This window comes from Sphingobacterium sp. R2, assembly GCF_040760075.1.
Lineage (GTDB): Bacteria > Bacteroidota > Bacteroidia > Sphingobacteriales > Sphingobacteriaceae > Sphingobacterium.
This window is the reverse complement of record NZ_CP142884.1, coordinates 5,239,489-5,265,589: the sequence shown is the minus strand read 5'-3', so window position 1 is coordinate 5,265,589 and position 26,101 is coordinate 5,239,489. Positions and strand designations below refer to the sequence as shown.

Below are 26,101 nucleotides of genomic sequence, written 5' to 3'. Positions count from 1 at the left end.
ACTTTAACAAAGTTTTGTTTTGTCGCAAACAAAGTTTTTTTACGATCACTCCAATTTTCGATCTTTCCGATTATTTGATCAACTGTGTTGATGTTTTCAGTCACCTTTAGAAAATCTACCGTTGATAACAACTCTAATCCGAAATCCGAATAAAATCCACTTAGAAACTTTTAGTTTTATTCGTAATATCAAAATATTAGTTGTTTTCCGGCTTATTTTGGTAGTCATTCACTTCTTTTTCAGACTCTAGAATAATGCCGACTTCTATAAATGGTTTTTATCTTTTGCACTGTACACAGTAATATAGCTTCGATTTAAATAATAAAGTACATGTTTTACTTTACCTGAATATGGAACGTAAAAGTTTTGTTTGAACTCAAGTTTGAAGACATCCTTCGCCCCAAACTTCTGCAAGAAGTAAGCAACTTTTTCAGCTGAAAATTCTGAGATAAACTCGCCATTCTTTACAAGTTCGAACAATACAGATAATAACATTGCTCGAGCAGGTGTTAAGGCTACTCTTTCTTTCTTTAGTATTTCCTTTACAGCTTTATTTGGCTCATAAATTATAATTTCACAATCTAAATCTTTGAGAGAGCTCAAAAGCATGTCTTTGATGATATTCCAGTCAAGTCCACCATTACCAGCTCCCAAACGGGGCTCGAAGTTAGATCTACGGTCACGGGGTGTTTCGATATTGATCGTGCCCTCCGAAGTTCGGATCTTCTTACTGGACTTTCCGTTACGCCGATTACCGCCGGAGCGCTGAATCAAAATCAAAATCGCTTTTTTTAATACTCATAATTACTGTGTCAAGGATAATAATACTTCTTATTATTATCCTTGACACAGTCTATTTTACAGTCTCTTTTTTACTTCACTATTGACATATTCTCCAAATTAAAGTTTAACACCATGAGAGGGGAATTTAGCTGTTTTCAATTTCTTGCCCTATGAAAAGGATGCTAATAGAAAATATTTATACCTTGCAAACTTATTAGGCTAAGATGTTAACAAATTTACCCATATACATTCCTTTAATTTTTGGATTGACAACCGTCGTAACGCTTTTTATGTTCTCTTGGATTATTAAGACTTCAGAATCCCCAACTACGCGACAACACTCAACCAAAATCATTATCGGTTTGATAGTGTGGTTAATCATTCAAGCTGTTCTGTCTCTTAAAAACACGTACAATTCTGACACAAATTCATTTCCTCCCAAAATATTGTTGTTTGGGATTGTACCGCCAATTTTAACAATTGTGACCTTGTTCGCAATGAAAAAGGGACGGCAATTGGTTGACAGCCTCTCTTTAACAAACATTACTTATTTGAATACAGTCAGAATTCCTGTAGAGATAGTGCTGTTGTGGCTTTTTCTGAACAATGCTATTCCCGAGTTAATGACTTTTGAGGGGAGAAATTTTGATATTATCGCAGGCATAACCGCGCCATTAATTGCATACTTTGGGTTAGCAAAAGGAAAGATTAGCCATAAAACAGTTTTGATTTGGAACCTTGTCTGTCTTGGTCTTCTGATTAACATTGTCATAAATGCTTTTTTTTCCGCACCATCTCCCGTACAAAAATTCGCCTTTGAACAACCTAACATAGCTATTTTAAATTTTCCGTTTAGTTGGTTGCCAACATTTATAGTGCCCATTGTGTTATTTGGTCATCTGGTTTCCATAAGACAGCTATTGAGGCGCTGAGTGTCACAAACTGTCCAATTTTCTTTGGCGTAATTTTCGCCTTTCTATATTTTATTTTAAGCGTTCCAACATTAAAATTATACCCATCGTATTCCTTACATTCGGCTTCTCCTTGTATATTCAAGATTCATAAACCGTCCGTTTTTAAAAGCCAACTTTCTATAAGCTTTAACTCTTCAATCATTGTATGCTTGCTACGGTTATTGTTGGATTATGATGAATTGAAAAATTTACAGAGTTGGCAATAAAACACAATTCTTTACCTCTCAATATTTTTTACTGTCTATTGCCTATCTTCGATATTATTGTTCTCGAAAATCTCGTGTAATTTTTGTTGCAATAGCTCTTTATTGGGCAATTGGGTCTGGTATTCGGCAACCATTGCAGGGGAAAGTGAACGGCTCAATGCAAATTCTACAACTTCGTTTTCCTTATCCTTGCAAAGCAAGATGCCAATACTCGGGTTTTCGTGAGGTTTCTTTACGTCCCTGTCTAATGCTTCTAAATAGAAATTGAGTTGCCCCAAATGGTCGGGTTTAAATTTTTCGGTTTTAAGTTCAAAAGCTACTAAGCATTGCAAACCTCGATGATAAAACACAAGGTCAATATAAAAATCACTGTTGCCTACCTGTACTTTGTATTCTTCATCAATGAAAATAAAGTCCCTGCCCAATTCCAAGATAAAGTTTTTCATCTGTTTGATTAAGCCTTTTTGCAGGTCGCTTTCGCTGTGTGGTTCGGGCAAGTTCAGAAATTCAAAAACATAACTGTCTTTGAAAGCATTCGTAATATCTTGCGAAAATTCTTTGGGCAATGATGCGATGTTTATTTTGCCCAACATAACGCGTTCAAACAGGCTTGCGTTAATTTGGCGGTCAAGCTCCCGAACACTATAATTTTCTTTGATACTCATACGCAAGTAAAACTCTCGCTCTTCTTCGGTTTTGCACCGTGAAAAGATTGTGCGGTGGTGCGACCAACTCAACTGTGCTACAATGGTATTTCTGATGTCTTGGGGTTGTGGATGTAATTGTCGCCCCACTGTGGCGACAATTTTAGTTTCTTGTCTAATGGAGCTTTTTCATTGAGATCATATGCTGGTGGGTATTTGCTATTCAACGTCAACAATTCTTCAACAATATTATCTTTCAAAAATATTTTGTGTAAGGAAATTTTGGTAAACATAACTTGCTTCACATGCAAATTTTCGGATATGTTACTGATCGAGAACAATTGATCTGGAGAAAGAATGGCTATTATATTTGGAACAAGTTCAAATTGATGATACCCTATCTGAATAGATGCAGCCCCCGTTTCACATAATAAAAGGGTATAATGGTTATTCTTAATCGGTCCGTTTACCATTAAGGTTTCTTTCTTTTCAGAATACATTATTTCAAAATCCATATCTTTAAATTAAAAAATGCATGTTTCTGTTTGCTAAATTACAAATAGGGATTAGTAGTTAAGCTGCTCTTTATGTTTTGCAATAAATTCAGGCCATTTTGTGGGCTGCTTACCTGTTATGGCATAGAAATTATCAAAGACCTCATCGGCTCCTGGTATCAGACCATTTGCGTATAGCTTCCAATGTTCGTACACGCAGGTAATATAACTCATCTCTGCACCAGCGGCAATCATATCCTGAAGAAAATCCTCTGGAGGTAAGGGGATATACGTATACGGCTTACCAATAATATCCGTCATCAGTTCTGCTATTTCTGCGTAGTTTTTAGCATCATAGCCTAGTCTGTATGTTTGTCCGGCATGTTTAGCAGGCGATTCAATGACTTTAGCTGCTACCAGGGCAATATCCTCAACATCCACCCAACTTTGTTTAGCATTTGCTAAGTAAGCATTCAATACGCCTCTTTCAGCAGTGCTCTTTCCTCCATACCTTAGTATATTTTGCACCACGCTGTTTCAGATCGGTGAGTACCGAAAGCCAGAACTTGGCACCTTCATTTTCCATCACAAAATCATGCGTAACATATATATTGAGTTTCACACGTAACTCTTCATCGTTTTCTACTACTATTTCCTGTGTATTGTGCAAAGGGAGCGACTTAATGTACTTCCCCTGAAATGCAGAATAGGAAAGGATCACCTCCTCGATTTGCTGCTCTTCGCGCGGAAGGATAATGCCGAACCCGTGCTCAAAAAGCGTTTCAAGATTTAAAACACGTGATTTTAATTTTTCTGATTTTAAAACAACTAGTCCACTAAAATTCTGTCCAAGGAAGGAATTTGTTAATATATTATTTTTACATAAATTAGTTATATATTAACCGGAAATTCAATCATATTATATGGGCAATTTATGGGCAGTTTATGCTTTGTTTATTACAACTTTATTTATTACAACTATCTTATTTAGCTTCTATTTATTTATTGTGAAGGCAAACAATAATGAAAAAACATTACAAATTGTGAAAGATAAGTATAACGAATTCACACCTACAATTAAATTCTTGTTATTGTTAGTAGTCTTATTAATTTTTATAGGATTTTGGATGCCTTTTCTTTTGACTCGAAAAGCCTTTATCAATGAATTTGATTTCACAAATACAGGCGCTATAGGGGATACTTTCGGTGGAATTTTAAATCCATTTGTAGCGTTAGCTGCCGTGATAGTAACTGGTTTAGCTTTTTATGTACAATATCAGGCTAATCAACAGGGAAGAGAACATTTTTATGAAGGTCTAAAGCGGCAAAAGGAACTATTTAATAAACAGATTGATTATGAAAATAGGAATTGGTTGGAACAGAAAGATGTCGAACAGAGAAAATCTCAGCTTGACAGCTTCGAAAACCAATTTTACGAGTTATTAAGGCTCCATAAGGAAAACGTCAATGAATTATTTGTTGAAATAGATATCAAGTCTGCTAGTTCCGGTTCTATTGTTCAAGGTCGAAGGGTATTTGTTCTTTTTAAATCAGAAATAATGAAATCGTACGAAGCTATAGATATGATTTATAGACATAGATATCCTGATTATAAAGAAGTATTTAATGATAAATTGTTTAGATTATCTTATTATTTCTTTTTCGAAGGTTTATTTACCGTTTGTAAAATACCAGATGAGATAATTTCACAGAAATTTGATTTTGAAGTCGATTTTATAGCCTATCTTAAAAAGATCCTGATCAAATTTTCTTTGAGTTACAAAGTAAGTCAAACAGAACGACAAAATCTAATAGGTCTAAATGGTGAAACTATCACAATTTGTTCGTTTGTTTACCAACCATTTTTGGGACAGTCAACAAGACTAGGCCATTATTTTAGACATCTTTATTTTATTGTAAAATTCGTTGCAGAACGTAAAAGTGAATTATTTGATTATTCCTTAAAACGATACTTTTTGAAGATATTAAGAATTCAACTCTCGAATGAAGAGCAAGTATTAATTTTTTATAATTGGTTATCTGGATATGGGCAAAAATGGGAGGAAATTAATTTGGAACAGAGAAAGGCGAAAACCGGTAACTATTTCTTTACCGATTATAGGATGATTCATAATCTGAATCAAGACTACTTAATCAAGGGAATCGATTTGGATAAAATATTTAACACATTAGACTATAAGCAATTTCTATTTGAGAAAAATAGAAGGAAAAGTGATGATCTCTTTGAAGTGCATGGTTATCAAAGTCAACTATCTGATCAGGATAATATTAAAATGCAAGAAAAGTGATTATTTATATGTAGTCAAATCCGTCTGAGTTTAGTCTTTGTCTCTATATAAATTAACCTAAATATGAAATTAGATTGAATGGTAATATACGAAGTAGTCAAAGAAGATGAAAATTGTGGCAGGCTTTAAACCATTTGAAAACCTTTTGACTGTAAATGATCGTTTACAAGTATAAGTCAGGAAGTCTATGAATCATTTGAAAAATTGATTAATAGGTTTGTAAATTTAGGCCACATAGGCGGCGAAAGCCTGTATTTATTAATATTCATAAGTATGCAAGGTATGACGAGACAGATAAACACTTCTTAACGTTACTAATTAATTTTTTTATTTTTGTATCATATATTTTTTGATAATTCCGCTGGTGTGAGATTCCTACGCTTTTCACGGGGTCTGTTTTTATTATATCATACATCCATGTCTGGGTATTTCAGTTAACATCTGACAAGTTGAAAATAAATGATCATCCAAAATTTCTTTGTGATAACTTCGATTTAACCGTTCTACATAGGCTTACCGAGCTGGATAAATTGAACAGCAATGCCTTCGTCTTCGCACTAGAGCTGAAAATGATGGCTGGTGAATTATGGTCCATTATGTATGCGTAGACACAGCGTTTCGCGCCGCCAGTATGCCATTTTTTCCATTGTTCTTCAATGAGAGTCTGTTTTGTTTGTTTGTTTGTTTGTTTGTTTGTTTGTTTGTTATGACGTCGACGATTAATACAAACAATCGTCTACGCTGTCAATGGCTGATAGAAATTTAAATATTGTTATTTTATTTTTAACTGATTTAATATATCCCTTGTTAGTTTTGATAAGGGACGTTTTTCATGATCTGCATTTTCAAGGTAATTTCCCCAAATAAATCGATCAATGTCTGCCGCTTGATTACCGAGCCCTTTGTAGGAATCTATTAGCGAAGTATAATAATTATGATTATAAGCTTGTGCTTTGTCTATTATTTCTCTCACATAATCAATATGTTCATTGTATAATTCTTTTAGAGCAAATGCTCCAATATTTAAATTGGTGTCTGAAAAATCAATTTCTATATCTTCCTCTAAGGCCCAATCTAATGATTCCTCTTCCCCAGTTTTGGTTTTAATCCTAAACTTAAAATTGTCTTCAAATCCCGCTTTATAAGGACTTGTGTCTATTAAATTATTATTTTTTGTGTGATTACAAATAGAACAAGATGGGATCAAATTGTAAAATGAAAGAGCTAAATAAGGAAATTCTGATTTTGAATGAAAATGATCAAATTCAGGACGGATGTCTTTACTTCCTTTTTCTATTGTAAAAGTGTATTGTCTATTGCAGTATGGACAAGTTCTTACACCAAGTTGTTTAGATAACCATTTACCTATTTTTTTACTATAAAATATCTCTTCATATTGTCCTATCATATATTTTTTAAAGTCAACGAAGCCATCTTGATTTAAAGCCTGAAATTCTTGAATAATACTATTTAAATCATTAGATTTAATGATTCTATCTTTGTTATTTACCCAAAAATTTTGGAGCACATTATTTTTCTTCCTATTGAACCTTTTCGATTTCAATTCTTTTAAATACAAGCCTGCTATAACTGCTAAATTACTACGATTGATTTTTATCATTGATTGCTATTCTTTAAATTATCTAATTCAGCACGAAGTTTTCGGACTTCATCCTTTAAAGATGAATACTCTAGTGGTTTTAGTTCATTATATTTTTTCAATAATTGGCTTTTTATAAATGGTTCGCCTACTAAAAGTATTTCATTAAATAATTCATCCGAACATTCTCCCTTATGAAGTCTTGCAAACATTTGGTTGATTTTCTGCTTCGCAAAATCACCGATTGGAACACCATTTAGAAAAAAACCATGCTGTAACAGAGTGTGAATGTTTGCGCCAAAAGTATCTTCTTGCATTTCGTCTACAATGTTGTTTCCATGTTCCAAAAACAAAACATTCTTTTTTGGAATGTCAGACAAAATAAATGGAGAATGTGTTGCCATTTGAATATTGATACTATCAATATTAAATTCCATATTTTGAATGTTAAGTATAAGATTATTAACAAATTGTCTTTGAAACTCGGGGTGAAAATATAGTTCTATTTCGTCTAAAACAATATTTATGTGATTGTATTTGACTCTACGCAAATTACCTTCAATTGAGCTGAGATTTCTTATATGATATAGGATAGAGCTGGTAGTATACACCAGCTGTTTTTCCCCCGAACTAAGTTTAGAAAAAGAGTAAGTTATCTTGTTACTATTTTTTTCTTTCAATTGTATATCTGTTTCAAAACAATGAGGGGGAATAAGATCGATGTATCTCCATTTTCTAAGGTTGTTAATACCATCAATAGATTTGGCAAATTCATCAATAGAGTAATTCTTCGCTGAAATATGTCGCAATTCAAGGAAAGCTAGTACTTGTTTTATCCTGAAAGTTAGGTGACTTTTATCTTTATCAATTTCTTCAATTAAATCTTTAAGTTCCGTATCTGTTTTTTTAGTCCAAGATTCTGAATATAAGGGGGATAAAGGAGCGAAATTGTTGAATGCATCGTATTGTGATACTTTGATAGTCTTGTATACAAGGTAAAGTAAAGCCGCATCATATTCGTCATCTACTTTTTTTGTGGTTTTAAATTGATATTTGTGCTTCCATGAATTAATAATTTTTTCTCTCAATTCTTCAAAAAAACTATCTTCCGTTCTATTGCCAGCTTTTTTCCAATTGTCTATAATTTTTTTCCATTTTTTATCTATTTTTTCTCTCTCAAGCTTAATTATAATTGAATAGACAGAATTTTTGTCATTAATGTCTGTAAATAAAGCATTGCGTTGTTTTTTTTCATTGAAAAGCAGCGAAATTAATCTATCATTAGCTAGAGCATTTTCTCTCGAAATATTGATATTACCATTTGTACGCAGTGGATTTAAAACAATAGGAGTTTGGTAACCGTCATTTTTATGAAAAATTCCACGAAGCCAACAGTCTTTTTGCTTTTCACCCAATTCATCCTTGTATTCTTTTACTTTATCCCATTCGTCCTTGTATTCTAGTGTGTTGAAAGCGTGTAAGGAGTAATTCATTAAAATTGTATAGAAAAAGTGTTCTCCTAAGACTTTTTTCGCGTCCCTCAAATTGTTCCATTTTCCTGATGTAAAGTGGTATAGTATTATACTTTCACCTTGCTGTTGAAGTAGATAGTATTGATCTCCAATGGTGAAATACAATTGAGCAAAAGCACCTTCAACAAACATAAGATTCGCATCTACTTTATCAGAAAGTATTTTGTAGGATATGTTATTTATTAGTCTTACAATTATATCAATCAATGCACTTTTTCCACTTCCGTTTTTACCAACAATTGCACTAATACTTATTGCTGGTGCTTTTGATTTGTTATTATTGAAAAAATCAAAATTTAATTTTTCACTTTCTTTCTTTACAATTTGTAACTTCTCTGATCTTTCGATTTTCAATAACTCATAATCATTATAAAATAGGTAAGGATTATTTGTTTTTAAATTCTTTTTAATATGGTCTACACATTCTTCAAGAATGTTTACTGCAATAATTTTTAGCTGATTTTTCATTTACCACTTCTTCTAGTTTGTCTTAAATATATTAAATGTGAATCATAATGATTAAAATAGCGTTTGGAACTCAGTGTTTTGTGTTTGTATCTTGTCCATTCGAAAAATTTGAGTATTCTCAAACTATTCATTGGTTTACAAGACAATTGCTTGCTAAGCAAATATTGATATTAATAAAATTTGAAAAGGTCAATATCTTTTTTAAAAATAGATATTTTTTTAACATAATGGATTTTTATTAATAAAAATACGCTCATATTATTTTCTTTAATATTGTTTATACTGTTAAAGCTAAAAACTGAGATTAGATAAATAAATATTATTTTGTCAGACGGATACCATGAGCAAGGAATAATTAGAAGATGAACTGGTTGAGGTAAAGAAAAAAATCGGAATTTCCGTTTTTTCTACGCCCCACTATTGTTACGAGCTGGATGTTGTTATCTTCGTAGGCTACCATGTAAAGATCATAGGAAGCTAAGTTTCTAAAATAGTTACGGCATATAGAACGCTTACGAGAGTAAACTATCTCGGGATTTAACATAATTAGCAAGATGATGGCACAAGGCTTAGGTGCAATATTTTTACTGAAATATACGCTGTTTTCCTTGATCTTGGATTCAACTGAAACCGGTCCAAAGAGATAAAGTATTAAATATGCTAGCGACATAACTGTAAAAAATTATAAGAAACTAGTTAACCCAGTACGCTATCAGTACTATGTCGAAACGTGTCTTCAGGACTAATATATGTAGCTGTTGCGTAGATTTGGTATGTTAATCTGAACATGCAACCCTTTATTATTTATACCTATTTGGTTAATTAATTAAAATTTCATATCTTGAAGTTATAAACAGATCAGCCATATCATTGGCTGATCGTTAAGCTATATTGATTATAAACCCATATGAGTACCTACAGCACTGCTTTAGGAATCTAAAACCCTAGTGTATTATGAAATCAGCAAATGCAGATACGCAACCAGTATTACAAGTATTTCTCAGCGATAGAATGTATACTCCTAAGCAACATTCCGATTTTTATCTGTCAGATTCGCTGCCGATCTTTAATTTTCACGAGCATGTTTTCGATGACGCTACCATCAAATGCCACGAACTTTACGGAAGGAATATAACAGCAAGATTCTCCAACTGCTTTATGGAGGAAGAAAAAGAGATATACGCTATTCCCGCTCAGCCTATAGTCACATTTCATATACAGTTGTCTGCTGACTGCCTTACTCGATTTGTTAACGAACAAAATCAAAGTTGTTATAACGAACTAGAATGTCGGTTATTTTGGCAGAGTGATCTTTCTTTAGCATATCTATTACCGCAGACAGAATCTGATTACTTAGAACTGTATATCCGGCCGAGTCATTTTTTTGATATGGCAGACCGTCACCCCATATTTCGCGAATTAGCCATGGAAGTTGCTACAGAAAGTCAAAGTTCGATGGATTTTTCCGTAGATATTGTTGACCAGAGGGTTCTGAACTTTATCGATACTATGTTTCATGAAGTTACGATCTATCAGGTATGCGACCGGCGATTTACCCATCTTTGTGAATGTCTTTTGCTCCAGAGCATGGGCATTTCTGTAAACGTGGAGCCCATACCGAAAGATGCAAGTAAAAGGATGTTCGACAGTGCTTTTGCTAATTTGGAAGATGAAGTATTTTCTGATGAACAATTGAGTTCTTTAAAAATTATTACGCGCTGTTATAACCGAGACCAGCTGATAGACAAGTTTTATAAATTCAAACAAGAGTATTTGGAGCTCAAGGCAGATCGGGCTAGATATAGGATGCTCGAACAGGAGATCAAAGTATGTTATCGTCAGGTGATGGAAGACTCGGCCGATCTCCTAGCCGAGGCATACTTTTGGATGGCAAAGCAGCTGGATGAGTATAAGAAAATATTTACACTAAGTGAGCATGAAGAACAAAACTTGGCTCACGCTATTATTACGGTTTGCGATCAGTCCTTTGAACTGCGTGCACCCAGTGGAGATCAGCTTAAATTTTATACTGGATACACGCAGCGGCCTTTCGTAGGCGATCTAGGGATGCAAGAGTTTGGACAGATTTTAAATATGTTGGTTCCCGATATGTATTTACCTCTTGACAAACTGGACGAAAGCAGGGAGAGCGGCGCGATCCTAAATGAATACTTACAAGACAGTCTAAGTTTTAAGCCCTTATCGCATTTTACAGAAAAAGGAGAAGAAGACAAACCTCCAAAGGTGGTTGAGCTTTATCATACGCTTATGCAGTGGATGACCGATGAACTTACGATAAGCGAGACAGGCGACATCGAAAAGAGCGATCTTATCCGCATTTTGGATCATGCTTACCAGCAAAACGATTTGATTATGCTATTGATGTTTGAAATCGAGCATCTGACAGGACAAGAGAACTACGTCAAGAGCCAAAAGTTTAATAAAATAAGTGCATGGGTGATGGTACTCGAAGACGCTATCGAGAATTGGTATGACGGACCCTACAGCAATATACAGCAAAAGCTATTTGACCATTTAGTAAATATCTATATGCAGTCAGGTAATGATATGAAAGCTGTGGAGCACAAAATACGGAAAGCGAAGAGGATATATGACCAAATGGTGCCGGCGCTTCTCCATTTAGGCAATGACATGGAATCTCTGACTAAAAAGAACATGTTCATGCTTGTGGCAGAATCTTTGATTGTCGCCGCTACCCAAAATCCCTTTGAGGAAGGGGAAATCTAAATATGAAAAGAGAAGCAACGTTCCTTTTAATAGAACTTGAATGAAGTATTACCTATTTATAACTGTTGGGATACTTTATTATGGTTTTCCGTAATTTTAGGTAAAATGTAATTGTTAGATTTGCTGCAACTTTCGCTAATAATTGAAATAGAATATGAAAATATGTATTTTTCATTATGCAACTTTTTAGCCATACCAAAAATCAATTAATCGGTTTGAAAGAATCTCCTTTTAAACTTGAGATAGAGATGCAGAAACTTTTCGAAGAGAATCTCTTAGCAATTACAGGTTTACAACTTGTGAAATCCGAGTTTGTAATCAAAGGACAGCGTTTTGATACGTTGGCTTATGATATGGAGAGTAAGTCCTTTATTATAATTGAATACAAGAGGGAACGCAATTTTTCAGTCGTTGATCAAGGGATCTCCTATCTTAATATAATGTTGGAAAATAAAGCTGAGTTTATTGTTGAATACAATGAAGCAAATCAGCAAAATCTTCGAAGATCGGATATCGACTGGTCACAGTCGATGGTGATTTTTGTATCGCCTTCTTTCACTGATTTTCAAAAGCAAGCCTCGAACTTTAAGGATCTCCCGATTGAACTTTGGGAACTAAAGCGATATGAGCAGGATATTATTGTTATAAATCCGATCAAGAAATCGAAGGCGGCTCCGAGTATAAAGCAAGTTCAGCAGAGAGCAAATTCAGCGATAGCCAATGTCACCCAAGAAATTAAGGTTTATACCGAAGAGGATCATCTACAGAGTAAATCTGAACAAATAAAAGAATTGTATGAAGCATACAAAATTGCAATCTTGAACTTAGCTGACGCTATAAATTTGGTACCCAAGAAGCTATATATAAGTTTCGAAAAAGAAAATAGAATTATAACGGATATTGTGGTTCAATCTCAAGAGTTGAAACTCTATATAAATACCCAGAATTGTACTTTCTCCGATCTTAAAAACTTAGGAGTATTAATGACGGATAAAACAAAATGGGGGAGAGGATATTATCAAATATCTATTCGTAATACAAACGATTTGGAGTATATAATGAGCCTTGTAAAACAAGCAATTTAAGATAGATTAATTATTAGCCAATTATGACCACAGTAAAACCTACTATTTATCTGTTAAAGGAGGATGTATTAGATCCGAAAAAATTATTTAAACAACGGCTTAGGAGTGAAGAGAAGGATGGATGTATTCTTTACTACAAAGCTAGTGGTGGCAATAGCCCTGACTGGGCAGGCTTTGTAGTAGATAGTTTTCAATTAAATTCAAATCCGTTTCGCAATTCTTCATCCTATGCAGTCGTAGTAATAAAGATTAAAGATAGATATTTTGCTATTCCTTTTGGGATGGGGATTCACTTGATTGATACTACAAAGATCGAATACAATTTTGGACTTAGGACGGCAATTAATGCAATACCAAAAGATGAGATTAGGCAATTGGATACTACAAAACCAGAGCTGAAATCTCAGAAAACAAAAAGATTATCTGCTGTTGGTACTACGCCTGAAGATTTTGAAATAAATAAGGATCGAGAAATATTGCGGGGTATAGTGGGAAAACTGCCAGAAAAGCTGGATTTAGGTACTTCTTTCGAAGGTCGCGACAGCTTGAGGACTGGCAAGGCAATAGACTCTCTCGTAGAATTAAAAGAATATGTTAGCAAAATTTACGAGCTGTATCAAAAAGATACATATAAGAAAGAGTATCCTTGGATTGATAATATCTCGCTCGTACGTGATAAAAAGCTAGAGCTCGAATTGTTAAAATTGCTTTCTAAAGAGCTCAAAAGTGGCAACTTAGATGAAGTTTATTTAATTCCACCAGTATTTTTCGGGGAAGATACTGAAATTAAAGGATTTGCTTTTACCACGGGGGATGGTACACATTTGGACAAAAAAGCAGTATTCGATATGCCTTCTATAATGGATTGGAAAGCAAGCATTGGGGACGAGAGAAAGAAAATAGCTTTTGATACGCTGGATAGTTTTAGACTTCATGAGATTAAAGAAGGAGGCAAGGGACGAGTGTGGTTGCTTGAAAGGTCATTATCTTGGGAGGTAGATTTTAAGGGAAATAGATATATCCTTTCGGAAGGGAGCTGGTATGAAATCTCACCAAATTTCTATGCATTAATTAATTATTACTTCCAAAATAGAGTTATTGATGCTAGCAAAATCCTGCCTGCTCCCACAAAAAGTAAAATCAAGGAATCAGAATACAATAAGGCGATTTGTGATGCTTTAAAAGACCATTATCTTTTTGACCTTGGCCATAAAGATGCTAAATTGAAATACATTGGTAACGATAAAAATGAAGTATGTGATGTATACGACGGCAATACCAATACCTTTATCCATGTTAAAATGGGCAAATCTTCATCCAGTCTTAGCCACTTATTTCAACAGGGAAATTTCAGTGGTATAATTCTAAAACAGGATGAAAAATTGCTAAAGCAATTTGTTGAGCACTTAAAGAGCTACAAATACCGTGATATAAAAAAGTTTAAATCATATGTTCCTTCAAATTACACAATATTATTCATATCGGTGGTAGATGGAGGTAAGAAGCAGGACATTCCTTTTTTTAGTAAAGTTACTTTTTACCATATTGTAAGCAATAGCCTTGAACTTGCAGGTTACAAATGTAAATTTGGCTATGTTGCTCTGCCATAAAATAATATCTTTTTTTGGGTTAGCCTAACGCAAGATTAATTAAAAAATTTGAATAAATTTGCACATTTTTGTTATTCAATATCTATTAAATTGTAATGATGAACTTATCCGAATTTTTAAAAGATTCTAACTATAAATTATCCCAGTTCTCAAATGAGCAAATACAACAGTTTGAAGCTGATATATTTCTGAGAGAAGTAAAGGAGAAGCATGTACCATATGTCAAATGTATTATTCGTAGAAAAGAAATTAAGCTAACACCAGAAGAGGCTATCAGACAATTGTATCTTACTGTTTTGACACAAGAATTGTTGTATCCGATAGATAGAATAGAGCTAGAATATGCTGTTTCTTTCGGACGGGAGAAAAAGAGAGCAGATATTGTTGTTTTCGATAAAGATAAAACTACATCACCATATATAATTGTAGAACTTAAAAAGCCTAAGCTAAAGGATGGTAAAGAACAATTAAAGAGCTATTGTAATGCAACAGGGGCACCTATTGGCGTATGGAGTAATGGAGAGTCCATTTCGTATTATCATCGTAAAGATCCTAATTATTTCGAGGATTTATCTGAATTACCAGCTGCATCGCAGAGGCTTTCTGATATATTAAAGGAGCGTTGGGCGCTGGATGATTTAATTAAAAAAGATAAATTGGTTACTGAAAGAAAGTCTTTGAAAGACTTGATTTTAGAAATGGAAGATGAAGTATTAGCTAATGCGGGGGTAGATGTATTTGAAGAACTTTTTAAGCTCATCTTTACAAAGTTATTCGATGAAATGGAGAGTGGACGGAATAAAAGTCGTTATCTAGAATTCAGAAATTATGGTGATACTGAAACCGAGTTAAAGGAAAAGCTACAAATTCTATTTGATAAGGCTAAGAAAAAGTGGTACGGTGTATTTAGTGATGATTCACGGTTGATGCTTACTCCTTCGCATTTATCTGTTTGTGTATCTTCCTTACAGGATGTGAAGCTTTTTAACTCCAATTTAGAAGTGGTAGATGAAGCTTTCGAATACTTGATAAACAAGAGTAGTAAGGGGGAAAAAGGGCAATATTTTACACCTCGTTACGTGATTGATATGTGTGTAAGAATGCTGAATCCGCAAAAAACTGAAACAATTATAGATACCGCAGCCGGTAGTTGCGGATTCCCCGTACATAGTATTTTTTATGTCTGGGAACAGATATTAAAGGAAAAAGGTTTAACGAAAAGCCATTTGTTTACACTTGAAGATAAACCGAGCGAATGTACTGATTATGTAATTAACAACGTGTTTGCAATAGACTTCGACGAACGTGCTGTTCGAGTGGCACGGACCTTAAATCTTATTGCGGGAGATGGTCAGACCAACGTCTTGCACATGAATACCTTAGACTGGGAACGCTGGGACGAAAATACTAAAGATGAAGACTGGATTGACACGTATAATGATGGATGGAAGAGATTAAAATCTTTACGTACTAATAAGAATAGCAACCAAGATTTTGAGTTTGATATATTAATGGCGAATCCACCGTTTGCTGGCGATATTAAAGAAAGTCGTATATTGGCTAAATATGAATTAGGTAAAAAGGCGGATGGTAAATATCAAACAAAAGTTGGTCGTGATATATTGTTTATTGAACGCAATCTTGATTTCTTAAAACCTGGAGGTAGAATGGCTATCGTTTTACCTCAAGGGCGATTTAACAATAGCAGTGATAAGCAAATACGTGAATACATCTCAGAGCGTGGGCGGATACTAGGAGTAGTAGGATTACACGGCAACGTTTTTAAGCCACATACTGGTACTAAAACCTCTGTATTATTGGTTCAAAAATGGAACGATGACCCTAAAGTAGGTCCACTTTGCCCCAAAGTAGAAGATTATCCTATCTTTTTTGCGACTATGCAAGAACCAAGTAAAGATAATAGCGGGGAAAAAATCTATGTAAAGAAAAAAGATTATCCTAAATCTGCACGCAGCAAAAAAAGCCAAGAACCTGCAGAAGAGCCAATCGATGTATATGATGGAAATCCTATCAATTTAGAAGAGTATCTTTTGGATATGCATGATCATTTGATTGTAAAGCATGATCTATTTAACCATGATCAAATGACTCGTGATGGTATTGCCGAAGCTTTTATAGAATTTGCAAAAAAAGAGCAGCTTAGTTTTTTTTAGGTAGCCCTTTCAATGAACAACGATATAACGAATTGTTGAAAGGGCTAGAAGTAAGTGAGATATTAAAATCTAATTTAGAATATAGTGGTAGAATTGATGCAGAATATTATAAACCAGGGTATTTAAAATTCGAAAGTTTAGTGAAAAGTAAAAAGGGAGGAGTGCTTTCTGAAAAGGTGAGTTTCCTTATTGGTCCTTTTGGCTCCGCGTTTACTGTAGATAACTATGTTGAAGAGCCAGTCTATAGATACATAAGGGGTAAAGATGTCAAACCTTTAAAGCTGATGAATGATGACAATGTATACATGTCTAAAGAACATTATAATAGTTTGTCAAGATACCACTTAAGAGAAAATGATGTGATGGTTTCTGTAGTCGGTACAATAGGAAATGCAGCAATTATTCAAAAGCAGGATTTACCTGCAGTTTTTAGTTGTAAAAATACTGTAATTAGATCATCAGAAATAAATCCTAAATATTTGTTAGCATATTTAAATTCCAAATATGGAAGAGAATTGCTGCATCGGAAAGAAAGAGGGGCTATTCAGAAAGGTTTAAATTTAGATGATCTTAAAAATTTAGATATCTTCTTAGCTTCAGTAAAATTTGAAAACGCAATTGAGAAAATATTTGATATTTCTAATTTAAATATAAACGCTTCAATGCAACAATATTCTCAAGCTGAAAGATTATTATTAGAGATACTAGGTTTACATGATATTCAATTATCTACTGATGCTGTAAACATAAAATCTTTTAAGGAAAGTTTTTTTAAAACAGGTCGTTTGGATGCTGAATATTATCAACCTAAGTATGAGCAGTTAGAAAAATATATTAAATTTTTGGAATACAAGAGATTAGGTTCTATAGTTAAGATAAGAAAGTCAATAGAGCCAGGTTCGGATGCATATCAAGGAGAAGGCATACCTTTTGTTAGAATCTCAAACTTGAATAAATTTGGAGTTTCTACTCCTGATATCTATCTGGATAAACAATTATTTGAAAATGTTATTCGTCCTAAAAAAAATACGATATTGCTTTCAAAAGATGGTTCAGTGGGTATAGCATATAAAATAGAAGAGGATGCAGACTATATAACTTCTGGGGCTATATTGCATTTAGAAGTGACTGATGTAAATATTTTGCCTGACTATTTAACTTTAGTATTGAATTCAATTGTCGTTAAAATGCAGTCTGAACGTGATGCAGGTGGCTCGATTATACAACACTGGAAACCTTCGGAAATAGAGCAGGCTATTATTCCTATAGTTGATCTTAATAAGCAGCAAGAAATCGTTGACCTAGTAAGGGAAAGCTTTAAATTACGAGCTAAAAGTGAGAATCTGTTGAAAGTAGCTATGCGAGCTGTAGAAATTGCTATAGAATACAATGAAGATAAGGCTATTGAGTATGTTGATGAGAATAATCAATGATTATGGCAGGTAATAGATTTAGAAATTGGCAAAATTCCGTAGATATAGATTATTTGTCATTATATATTAAGACTTGGTTCGCTTTTTTATCAACTGTTCATGAATTACATCCTGAAGCTATAAATGGTAGCGGCGATGGTAGTGCTATTTCAATTTATAAGATTAATGTAGGCATTCCTGAAAAATTTGTAGATGTAATGCTTCATCATATTCATAAGGTTTACACAATTGGGAATAATATAATACCTTTGGATATACCGAATAGCTATTACATCAACTACTATAATACAAATAAAGGCTATATCCTAGATAAAGAATGTCAGCTGTCAAAATTTAAGATGGTTAATGGGCAAAGGGTATATTATAAATCATATATAAAAGTAGAATATAAAGATAAGCTCAATGGCCAGACTGCCCCTAATTTACTAATTACTATTAAAAGTGATCAACCTAAATTTATAGAGAATCTTATTCGCCACCATCTTATAGTTAATATCGAACTGAGTAAATTTATTGATGAAACGGGTGTTGACGGTATTAATAATATTTTCAAATCAAAAGATGAATGTATTGAACTTATAGAGGCAAATTTGAAAAATTCATTATATGAGGTTGTTAATGAATTGGAGCTTGAAGATGATGAAAAAGAGGAACGTAAAGGGTACTGCAATGGGCTCCTTGTTCCTCTTGTTCAACTGCTACGACAATATTTTTCAAATGATGACCTGTTTATGCATTTGCCTGTAAAAGGTTTTCCTGATAATTATGATGTTAACCAAAATAAAATAAAGGTTTTGAATTGGTTTATATCTTTTAATTATCAGCTTAGAAACCTACTTTTTCATTCGTTAATTGATCCTTTTAATCCACAATGGTTAAAAATTTTTAAGCACGCATATTTGGCGTTAAAAGAACTGGTTGAACATAACATTGAAAAAATTGAAATACAAGTAGATAATTAGCTTTTAATCTTCGGCATATTGACATTTTATACAGTGTTTGTTTCACAAACCGGTTTCTTAATATTTTTATAGCTTGGCCAATCCAATTGGATATATATGAAAATTATACCCACTTGATTACCCGACTCGAGATAATTGGTTGCGGTTATTCGTGTTTGTTAATATATTATCTAATATTGTAACACTAACTTACTCATTTTGAGCGTCGGAAATTTCGTAATACTTTTGGTCGAAAAATTCACTCAAAGAATAACCGATTGCATTTAAATGTTTAATTAAAACCTTAAGTGTCATATTAGATGAGCCTGCTTCAATTTTACCGTATTGTGCTCTATCAAGGTTATAATCATAGGCGAAGCTTTCGTGACTTGAATATCCCATGCTTTTTCTTATCTGTTTGAAACGTATTCCAATTTTCTTTTGTTCAACATCAAGAATCAATAATCTATTGCTTTTTTGCTCCATTTGATAAAGAAACGGAAGCTGTTTGTAAAAAACCACTCCGTATAATAATACGTATTATTTGGAGTTATTTAATTCATTTATTATATTTGTATTGGTTAAATACAATTTCTGAATTTGATATTATAAAAAAATAAATAGTTAGGGTTAAATTAAAAATAGAATAACGAACTCTCGTAGCAGGATCTGGCGATAAATGTGATACGAAGGGTGAGTAATGCGTCTATTTGTCCTATCTTTGGTAAATATTCCTAGGATAGGATGACGCTTGCTTGATCTTTGGCATCGCCCATTATTAGTTTTAGTAATGGTACTGAAAGTTATTTCCTAGGGTAATGAGTAAAGGTTCCGCCAGAGCCTCTGCTGCTACGACAAGTGAGTAGTCATCCATTTTGACTGTTTCTTGAGTTCGTTTTAACTTACGAATTATGAGAAAGAAAATCAAAAAAGTAAAGTGCCAACCAACATTACGGAGATGTTACGTATTTGGTGCTTTTATGTTTTGGAAGCAAATTACCAAGAACATCATCACAGCCCCCGAGTAGCTCGGCTGGTTTGGCCAAATAAGATTTGGCTTCTCTTGCCATGGAACGCGTAATGCCAATATTATATACCTTGTGACCCCTCATTCAAACGCGTTCTGGCTCCCTTAATGAATTAATTATTACTAATGTGAACTAAGTAACATCAGGCTCCCAATAAAAAGCTGATTTCGATCGGAGAGGGGATGCTATGTACTTTCGGTTACAAAGATTTACTGAAAAATGAACAGGATTTTAGCGCTACAACTTGCTTTTGACTTGATAATTTTTGATGTCCATAAGGTCGATTATGATCCTATAAAGGAGATTGAATCTTTTTGGAATCACTATGCGCTAGAGACTATATCTGCTAATATATTGCAGCTGTTGAGCACGTATCTTGATGTTGGTTTAGAGGAAAATAAACCCCTTAAAGATGCTGATATGCAAGAATTTGCAACTGCTATATATCGTGTATTGATCGCATACTGTGTTGCCAATTATCGTCATATTGATCCTAGCAAAATGCAGCTTTCTGCTGAAACTAAAGTACGCATCAAAAGAGAGATCGAATTGAGTAGAGAAATCGCCGAGTTCTTCAGTAGGTTATCGAAGTAACCACTAACAAAAAAATTATGAATACCCTAAAATTACTAGCCTTTGTAAGGCTATATATAATCTATATATTTAAAGTACCTGTGAAACACTGCTTAAGTGCAGCTATAGCGCAATTTACGCAGCTGTTGCGTAAGCATGTTAGACTAAAAAAGCGCTGTAGCAGTGAAATTCAAAATCAAATTAAAACAGCCGTTTCCTCGGGCAGCCTTCGGCTTCTGTTTGAGGATCGTTCGACACTGCGTCGTATCAACGTCGACTCTTCTTCGGGAACGCTTCGACTGTTGTTCGACTGCGCTTCGACTCCTACCCGAAGCGCAGTCGAAGCCCTGCCGAAGCCGAGTCGAAGAAATGACAAGCCTGTCCCGAATATGTCCCGAATAAGTCTCGAAGCCGAGCCGAAGGCCAGCCGACCAGGGGGAGAGGTATCACCTTCTAGGGGCTTTTTCCTGACCAACTTCGCCCCGGCTTCTGCCTTTCATGCAATTGGCATCAAGTTTTCATTGGGATCTCATCGGACCACACCGATCAAAACCCGATGCCGACCCGATGAAAACTTGATGAAATGTAAAAATTCGGTAGGAATTGCTCAAAAGCTGGTCGACTATAGCTTGGCACAAGAAACACACAGGCTTGACTATAGCGCGACCCTAGGTTCACCCTTGCTAAGCCCTTGTTATACACAAGGACAACTAAACGATTGCACAAGACCCACACAACAAAAGCAAGCTTTTCAGCAGGTGGGAAATGACAGATTGACTTATAGAGTAGAATCTGAACGCTTTGTTTTAAGGTGTTTTAAGTCGATCTGTAAGGCTTTTGTGTTTCGAGTTAATACTTTGGCTGGATCAGTAGGTGTAGTCGTTCAGCGGGCTTTAAAATGCTTTTTATCTGTTGCAGATTATAAATGTGCCTATCGCATCATTTTGACATGCTTGTTTTTATGTTTAGTTTCTATGTTTAGTTTATCAGCTCAGACGCCCAGCAAGAACAGCGGGGCCGATGGGCTATCTGATCTCGTTGCACTAAAATCGGGCGATAAGATCCCGGATGCGGTATGGAACCAGTCGCTCGAACTCCACTATTTTAATGGTCAAAAGAAAACAATCAAATTCGCTGATCTGAAAGGAAAGCTGATCTTGTTAGACTTCTGGTCAACTGGCTGCCCTAGTTGCATTGAAGGAATTCCCGACATGGAATTGATCCAGCAGCGCTTTAAGGATAAGGTACAGGTTGTGATGGTCAATAGTAAACGAAATAGAGATACCCCAGAGCGTATAAAAAAGCGTTTTAAGAAATATAAAGAGGACTTTAATTACACGCCGGTATTACCAACAATATTGAATGACACGTTGTTTACGTCACTTTTTCCGCATAATACGTTGCCAACGATAGGGATTATTAATCCCGAAGGTGAATTTGTCCTCAATTCATACGCAAGTTCTATCACAGAGGATATTATCAAAGATTTTTTGAAAACTGGAGTGTCAAGCCGATTTATTGAAAAATCGGAAATCCAAAATACTGCCCGGATAAACACACGGCCTTTGGTCGATACAACGGGACTTCTATTTTGCTCGGTGATGTCGGGTTATCGAGAAAATTATCTCGGTGTGTATCCCGCTGTGTCCTATAGCGAAGGGAATTCACTGTTTCAGGTGGGGAATTACTTTCTGAATACCTGTTATCAGCTGGCTTTTCCAAATGCATTCAAAGGGGTACAATCGAACCTTTTCGTTTTTGATGATCAGATTAACAAGAAATTTATCAATCTCATATACGATTTTAAAACAACAAAAGGACAGTTTTGGTATCAGCTCTACCTGCGCGATAGTATCACACAGGAGTTAGCATTCGATTATTTTAGAAATGCTTTGATTGAACGGTTTCATGTTGCTGTTGAGCGAAAAAAAGGTACTGTTGCGGCATACGCACTTTCGCTGGATGGATCGCGTCCACTATGGAAAACCAAGGGCGGAATGTATATGAATAGTGTGGATAAAGGCAATGAATCTTTGATCATGCAAAATATGCCCCTAAATGGTGTGATTGGTTTTATCAGGTCTGTTTTGGACAAGCCGGTAATTTTTGAGGGTAAAAGTTCCGAACGGATTGATCTGCGTTTGCCGGGAAACTTTCTTGATCTGTCTATCAAAGAAAAGATAGCTGCGCTGGAACAGCATGGCATAAGGCTTACGCCAACACAATACAATGGTGAATATCCTTATTTCTACACCGTATCTACTAAACATACGAAGTAATGAAAGTGTTGTTGACAGCGCTTTTTACAAGCGTATTGTTTTTCATGGGCAAGGCTCAGGAAAAAATGTGGGTACAGGGTACAATTGTTTCAGCGAAAGATGGCAGGGAGCTAGTGGGGGCATCTATCCGGAACAAAACTTTGCATAATCAGGCTGCAAGTTCACTGAAAGGAAAATTTGCTATTCAGGTAGGTGATCATAAAGATTCTTTATTGATCAGTTGTATTGGTTATCTAGATAGGACAGTAGTAGCCGGATTTTTTGAGAAGAATAAGGTGTTAGCCCTTTCTGTCAAAGAGACTTATCTCGAAGAGGCTATTGTCAGTACCGGTTATCAGACATTGAAAGCCAATGAGGTGACAGGGGCCATTGATGTAGTCGATAATAAGATGCTCAGTCAGCAGGTGGGAACTAATATTCTGGATAGGCTCAATAATATGACAACAGCAATTCGTTTCGACAATCAGCCGATACAAAATGCTGACCTGCAGAAACTGAATATCTCTGTTCGAGGTTTGAGTACAATTAACGGAAATCTGGATCCGCTAATTGTGCTAGACGGCTTTATCTATGAGGGGGATATCAGTAATATTGATCCCAATAATATTGAAAGTGTCTCCATCCTGAAAGATGCTGCGGCGAGTGCCATATGGGGGGCGCGCGCCGGGAACGGTGTTATCGTCATGACTTCAAAAAAAGGTGCTTTTTCCAAAGAGCAGAAGACAAAAATAACATTGTCAAATACAGTGATTTTGAAGGAAAATAGCGATCTGAATAAAATTTATCAGCCCCAAAATGCGGATTTTATCGCACTCGAAAAATATCTTTTTGAAAAGGGGTATTACGATTCGGAATTGCTATACCAGCCGTATCTGGCACAGTCGCCAGTGATCGACCTATTGGATAGACGCAAGCGCAACCTGATTTCTCCGGCAGATTCGGCCAGCGGTATAGCTAAACTCTTGGTACAAAATGGAAGACAAAACTATATGGATGCTTTTTATAATGTTCCGTTTGTCAATCAGCACGCGCTGAATATCTCGGGCGGGGGGGCACGCAATTCGTATGGTTTTGGTATTGGGTATACGGGGAATAAATCCGAACTGGATGCTTTTGATAGAAAGATCAATATCCAGCTGTCCAATAGTTTCAGACCTACCGACAATTTACAGTTGGATCTCCAGGTGCTGTATACTAATCAGGATAGCAGAAAAGGCAAACCTGAATTCTCATCGTTAGGCTATAGCAGTATGCAGGCGCCATATCTTCAGTTTCTAAATGAGGATGGTGGTGAAATCCCATTTGAAAAGGAATATAGGGCCAGTTATCTGAAAGAAAACTATACAAGTGGTTATCTGCCATGGGAATACTATCCACTGTCGGAATACAAATATGCGAAAGACCGACGGCAGACTAATGAATGGTTTTCTAGCCTGAACCTGAAATATAAGGTATTGCCTTACCTACACCTGAATGTCGGTGGACAGATTCAGCAGCAGCGTACAGAAAATAACGAATTGAATACTTTGGAAAGTTATGAAGCACGTAAGTGGATCAATGAATTTACCATCATCGGTACTGGTAGCACAGCTACAAAATATAACATTCCACTTGGTGGTATAAAACGATACTCCGCTGCTGAGGGCAGGTCGTATACGCTACGTGGTCAAATTGATTTTAACAAATCCTTTGGTCGGCATCTACTGGTCGGTATTCTTGGTGGCGAGGCACGGGAGAATAGGTCGAACACCAATTCCTATACGGCCTATGGATACAATGAACTGCCGATGTCGAGCACTTCGGTAGACTTTGTAACTCGTTTTCCAACGCTGCCAGATGATGGGATACGACGGATACCGGGAGCGCCGCAATTTTTTAAAAATGTAAATCGATTTGTATCACTTTATACCAATATAAGCGACCGGTTTATGGACCGCTATGGCCTATCGATGAGTTTACGGAAAGACGGCGCTAATATCTTTGGCGCATCGACCAATGATAAATGGTCGCCGCTCTGGTCCGTAGGCGGATCTTGGGACATTTATAAGGAGGCTTTCTTTAAGCTGGCTCTGTTTGATTATCTAAAATTAAGGACAACCTATGGAACCAGTGGTAACGTCGATCTAAGACGGTCTCCAGATCCAATTGCCTACATCGGTTCGGCAACCTACACCAGCTATCCAATGTATCAGATAAGTACCTTAAACGATCCTTTGCTAAAATGGGAAAGAGTGGCAACTACTAACTTTGGTCTGGATTTTTCAGTAAGAAAGGGAAGATTGTCCGGACGTATTGACTATTATGTAAAAAAAGGTAAAGATCTATATGGATTGAGCGAATACGATTATACGGCGTGGGGCTTACAGGGTACAGTTGTCAAGAATTTGGCAGGAATGCGAGGGCAAGGTTTTGACATTGACTTAAATTTAAAGAATACAAGCGGAAAGGTCAACTGGGATACGCGAATGATATTAAGCCTGAATAGGAACAAAACAACGCAATATTATAACCTGCAAAACAGTGTCACATCCTTTCTATCGAGCGGAAATTCCATCACACCGATCGTCGGTAAACCGCTGAACGCATTGGCGGCTTATAAATGGATGGGGTTGAATGAATTTGGGGAAGCGCAGGGCCTGCTGGATGGGCAGCTAAGCACAAACTATACAGCCATACGTAATCAGGCCGATGCATTACCAGAAGGAAATGAGAGTATCGTGTATTTTGGATCCTCCAAACCGCAGTCCTTTGGGAATATAATCAACACACTGGCTTGGAAGTCTTTGATTTTTTCTATCAATGTCAGTTTTAAGGGGGACTATTACGTCAGGCGTCCCGTGACGTCCTATTTTTCATTGTTTGCCAACGGTACGGCCTACCCAGACTTTGATCAGCGATGGCAGCAGCCGGGGGATGAACAGCTTACGCAGGTTCCTGGTATGAAATTTCCCATAAAATCAATGTCGGATGCATTCTATCAATATGCTGATATCAATGTCTATAAAGGGGATCATTTGCGGCTGGAGTATGTTTCGTTGACCTGGCAAGGTAAGTATACCGTCGGAAATCGTGCATTTAATATGGGGGTGTCGGCAAACGCGGCCAATCTGGGGGTACTATGGCGTGCAAATAAGATTGGTATCGACCCAGAATTTCCGTACCGATTAAGTCCACCAAAGACATTTTCCATCGGATTAAAAATTGATTATTGATCTAATAA

20 protein-coding genes are annotated in these 26,101 nt (G+C 35.6%); 11 read left to right on the top strand and 9 right to left on the bottom strand.

From position 1 onward, the window contains the following. Positions 1–264 precede the first annotated feature (264 nt). Complete coding sequence (locus tag VXM68_RS22030) at positions 265–780, bottom strand: transposase (RefSeq protein ID WP_367210074.1); 516 nt, start codon at positions 778–780, stop codon at positions 265–267. 227 nt (positions 781–1,007) lie between these two features. Here VXM68_RS22030 and VXM68_RS22025 point away from each other — a divergent pair, with 227 nt between their 5' ends. Next, positions 1,008–1,715 (top strand): hypothetical protein, encoded by a 708-nt coding sequence (locus VXM68_RS22025; protein ID WP_367210073.1) that lies wholly within the window; start codon positions 1,008–1,010, stop codon positions 1,713–1,715. Here VXM68_RS22025 and VXM68_RS22020 read toward each other — a convergent pair. From VXM68_RS22020 to VXM68_RS22000, 5 genes are all read right to left on the bottom strand, one after another. Beyond that, positions 1,654–1,839: a MepB family protein gene (locus VXM68_RS22020; protein ID WP_366770905.1), complete on the bottom strand. Its 186-nt coding sequence runs from the start codon at positions 1,837–1,839 to the stop codon at positions 1,654–1,656. The genes VXM68_RS22025 and VXM68_RS22020 overlap by 62 nt on opposite strands. Before the next feature lie 159 nt (positions 1,840–1,998). Beyond that, complete coding sequence (locus VXM68_RS22015) at positions 1,999–2,757, bottom strand: YhcG family protein (RefSeq protein WP_367210072.1); 759 nt, start codon at positions 2,755–2,757, stop codon at positions 1,999–2,001. Beyond that, the gene (locus VXM68_RS22010; protein WP_367210071.1) at positions 2,706–3,122 is read right to left on the bottom strand and encodes a hypothetical protein; all 417 of its coding nucleotides are present in this window, start codon (positions 3,120–3,122) and stop codon (positions 2,706–2,708) included. Before VXM68_RS22010 ends, VXM68_RS22015 begins: the two co-directional genes overlap by 52 nt. Positions 3,123–3,173: 51 nt before the next feature. Next, on the bottom strand, positions 3,174–3,629 hold the full coding sequence (locus VXM68_RS22005) for a hypothetical protein (protein WP_367210070.1): 456 nt from the start codon (positions 3,627–3,629) through the stop codon (positions 3,174–3,176). Beyond that, positions 3,589–3,771, bottom strand: a complete 183-nt coding sequence (locus VXM68_RS22000) for a hypothetical protein (protein WP_367210069.1) — start codon at positions 3,769–3,771, stop codon at positions 3,589–3,591. Before VXM68_RS22000 ends, VXM68_RS22005 begins: the two co-directional genes overlap by 41 nt. 253 nt (positions 3,772–4,024) lie before the next feature. On the opposite strand from VXM68_RS22000, the gene VXM68_RS21995 reads away from it, so the two are divergent. Further along, positions 4,025–5,410, top strand: a complete 1,386-nt coding sequence (locus VXM68_RS21995; RefSeq protein ID WP_367210068.1) for a putative phage abortive infection protein — start codon at positions 4,025–4,027, stop codon at positions 5,408–5,410. A gap of 772 nt (positions 5,411–6,182) precedes the next feature. Here the strand turns inward: VXM68_RS21995 and VXM68_RS21990 are convergent. Next, positions 6,183–7,031 carry an HNH endonuclease gene (locus VXM68_RS21990; protein WP_367210067.1) on the bottom strand — a complete coding sequence of 283 codons (849 nt, stop codon included), beginning with the start codon at positions 7,029–7,031 and terminating at the stop codon, positions 6,183–6,185. Continuing rightward, positions 7,028–9,010 carry an AAA family ATPase gene (locus VXM68_RS21985; protein ID WP_367210066.1) on the bottom strand — a complete coding sequence of 661 codons (1,983 nt, stop codon included), beginning with the start codon at positions 9,008–9,010 and terminating at the stop codon, positions 7,028–7,030. The genes VXM68_RS21990 and VXM68_RS21985 overlap by 4 nt, the downstream gene beginning before the upstream one ends. A gap of 954 nt (positions 9,011–9,964) precedes the next feature. On the opposite strand from VXM68_RS21985, the gene VXM68_RS21980 reads away from it, so the two are divergent. The 6 genes from VXM68_RS21980 (at position 9,965) to VXM68_RS21955 (ending at position 19,022) form a co-directional block, all read left to right on the top strand. Beyond that, positions 9,965–11,758, top strand: coding sequence for a hypothetical protein (locus tag VXM68_RS21980; protein WP_367210065.1), 1,794 nt, complete (start codon positions 9,965–9,967; stop codon positions 11,756–11,758). Positions 11,759–12,006: 248 nt separating this feature from the next. Next, entirely contained in the window at positions 12,007–12,843 is an 837-nt protein-coding gene (locus VXM68_RS21975) for a DUF5655 domain-containing protein (protein ID WP_367210064.1), read from the top strand. A 23-nt stretch (positions 12,844–12,866) separates the two neighbouring features. After that, positions 12,867–14,453, top strand: coding sequence for a DUF6119 family protein (locus tag VXM68_RS21970; RefSeq protein ID WP_367210063.1), 1,587 nt, complete (start codon positions 12,867–12,869; stop codon positions 14,451–14,453). A 95-nt stretch (positions 14,454–14,548) separates the two neighbouring features. Further along, on the top strand, positions 14,549–16,627 hold the full coding sequence (locus tag VXM68_RS21965; RefSeq protein ID WP_367210062.1) for an N-6 DNA methylase: 2,079 nt from the start codon (positions 14,549–14,551) through the stop codon (positions 16,625–16,627). Between the two features lie 35 nt (positions 16,628–16,662). Beyond that, positions 16,663–18,060 carry a restriction endonuclease subunit S gene (locus VXM68_RS21960; protein ID WP_367210061.1) on the top strand — a complete coding sequence of 466 codons (1,398 nt, stop codon included), beginning with the start codon at positions 16,663–16,665 and terminating at the stop codon, positions 18,058–18,060. A 2-nt stretch (positions 18,061–18,062) separates the two neighbouring features. Next, complete coding sequence (locus VXM68_RS21955; protein WP_367210060.1) at positions 18,063–19,022, top strand: hypothetical protein; 960 nt, start codon at positions 18,063–18,065, stop codon at positions 19,020–19,022. A 189-nt stretch (positions 19,023–19,211) separates the two neighbouring features. On the opposite strand, the gene VXM68_RS21950 is transcribed toward VXM68_RS21955, so the two are convergent. Further along, positions 19,212–19,487: a helix-turn-helix domain-containing protein gene (locus tag VXM68_RS21950; RefSeq protein WP_367210059.1), complete on the bottom strand. Its 276-nt coding sequence runs from the start codon at positions 19,485–19,487 to the stop codon at positions 19,212–19,214. Positions 19,488–20,248: 761 nt separating this feature from the next. On the opposite strand from VXM68_RS21950, the gene VXM68_RS21945 reads away from it, so the two are divergent. The 3 genes from VXM68_RS21945 to VXM68_RS21935 all read left to right on the top strand — a co-directional run bounded on the left by VXM68_RS21945 (position 20,249) and on the right by VXM68_RS21935 (position 26,093). Further along, positions 20,249–20,623, top strand: a complete 375-nt coding sequence (locus VXM68_RS21945; RefSeq protein WP_367210057.1) for a hypothetical protein — start codon at positions 20,249–20,251, stop codon at positions 20,621–20,623. 80 nt (positions 20,624–20,703) lie between these two features. Next, positions 20,704–22,881: a TlpA family protein disulfide reductase gene (locus VXM68_RS21940; protein ID WP_367210056.1), complete on the top strand. Its 2,178-nt coding sequence runs from the start codon at positions 20,704–20,706 to the stop codon at positions 22,879–22,881. Continuing rightward, positions 22,881–26,093, top strand: coding sequence for a SusC/RagA family TonB-linked outer membrane protein (locus VXM68_RS21935; protein WP_367210055.1), 3,213 nt, complete (start codon positions 22,881–22,883; stop codon positions 26,091–26,093). The genes VXM68_RS21940 and VXM68_RS21935 overlap by 1 nt, the downstream gene beginning before the upstream one ends. The last annotated feature ends 8 nt before the right edge of the window (positions 26,094–26,101 follow it).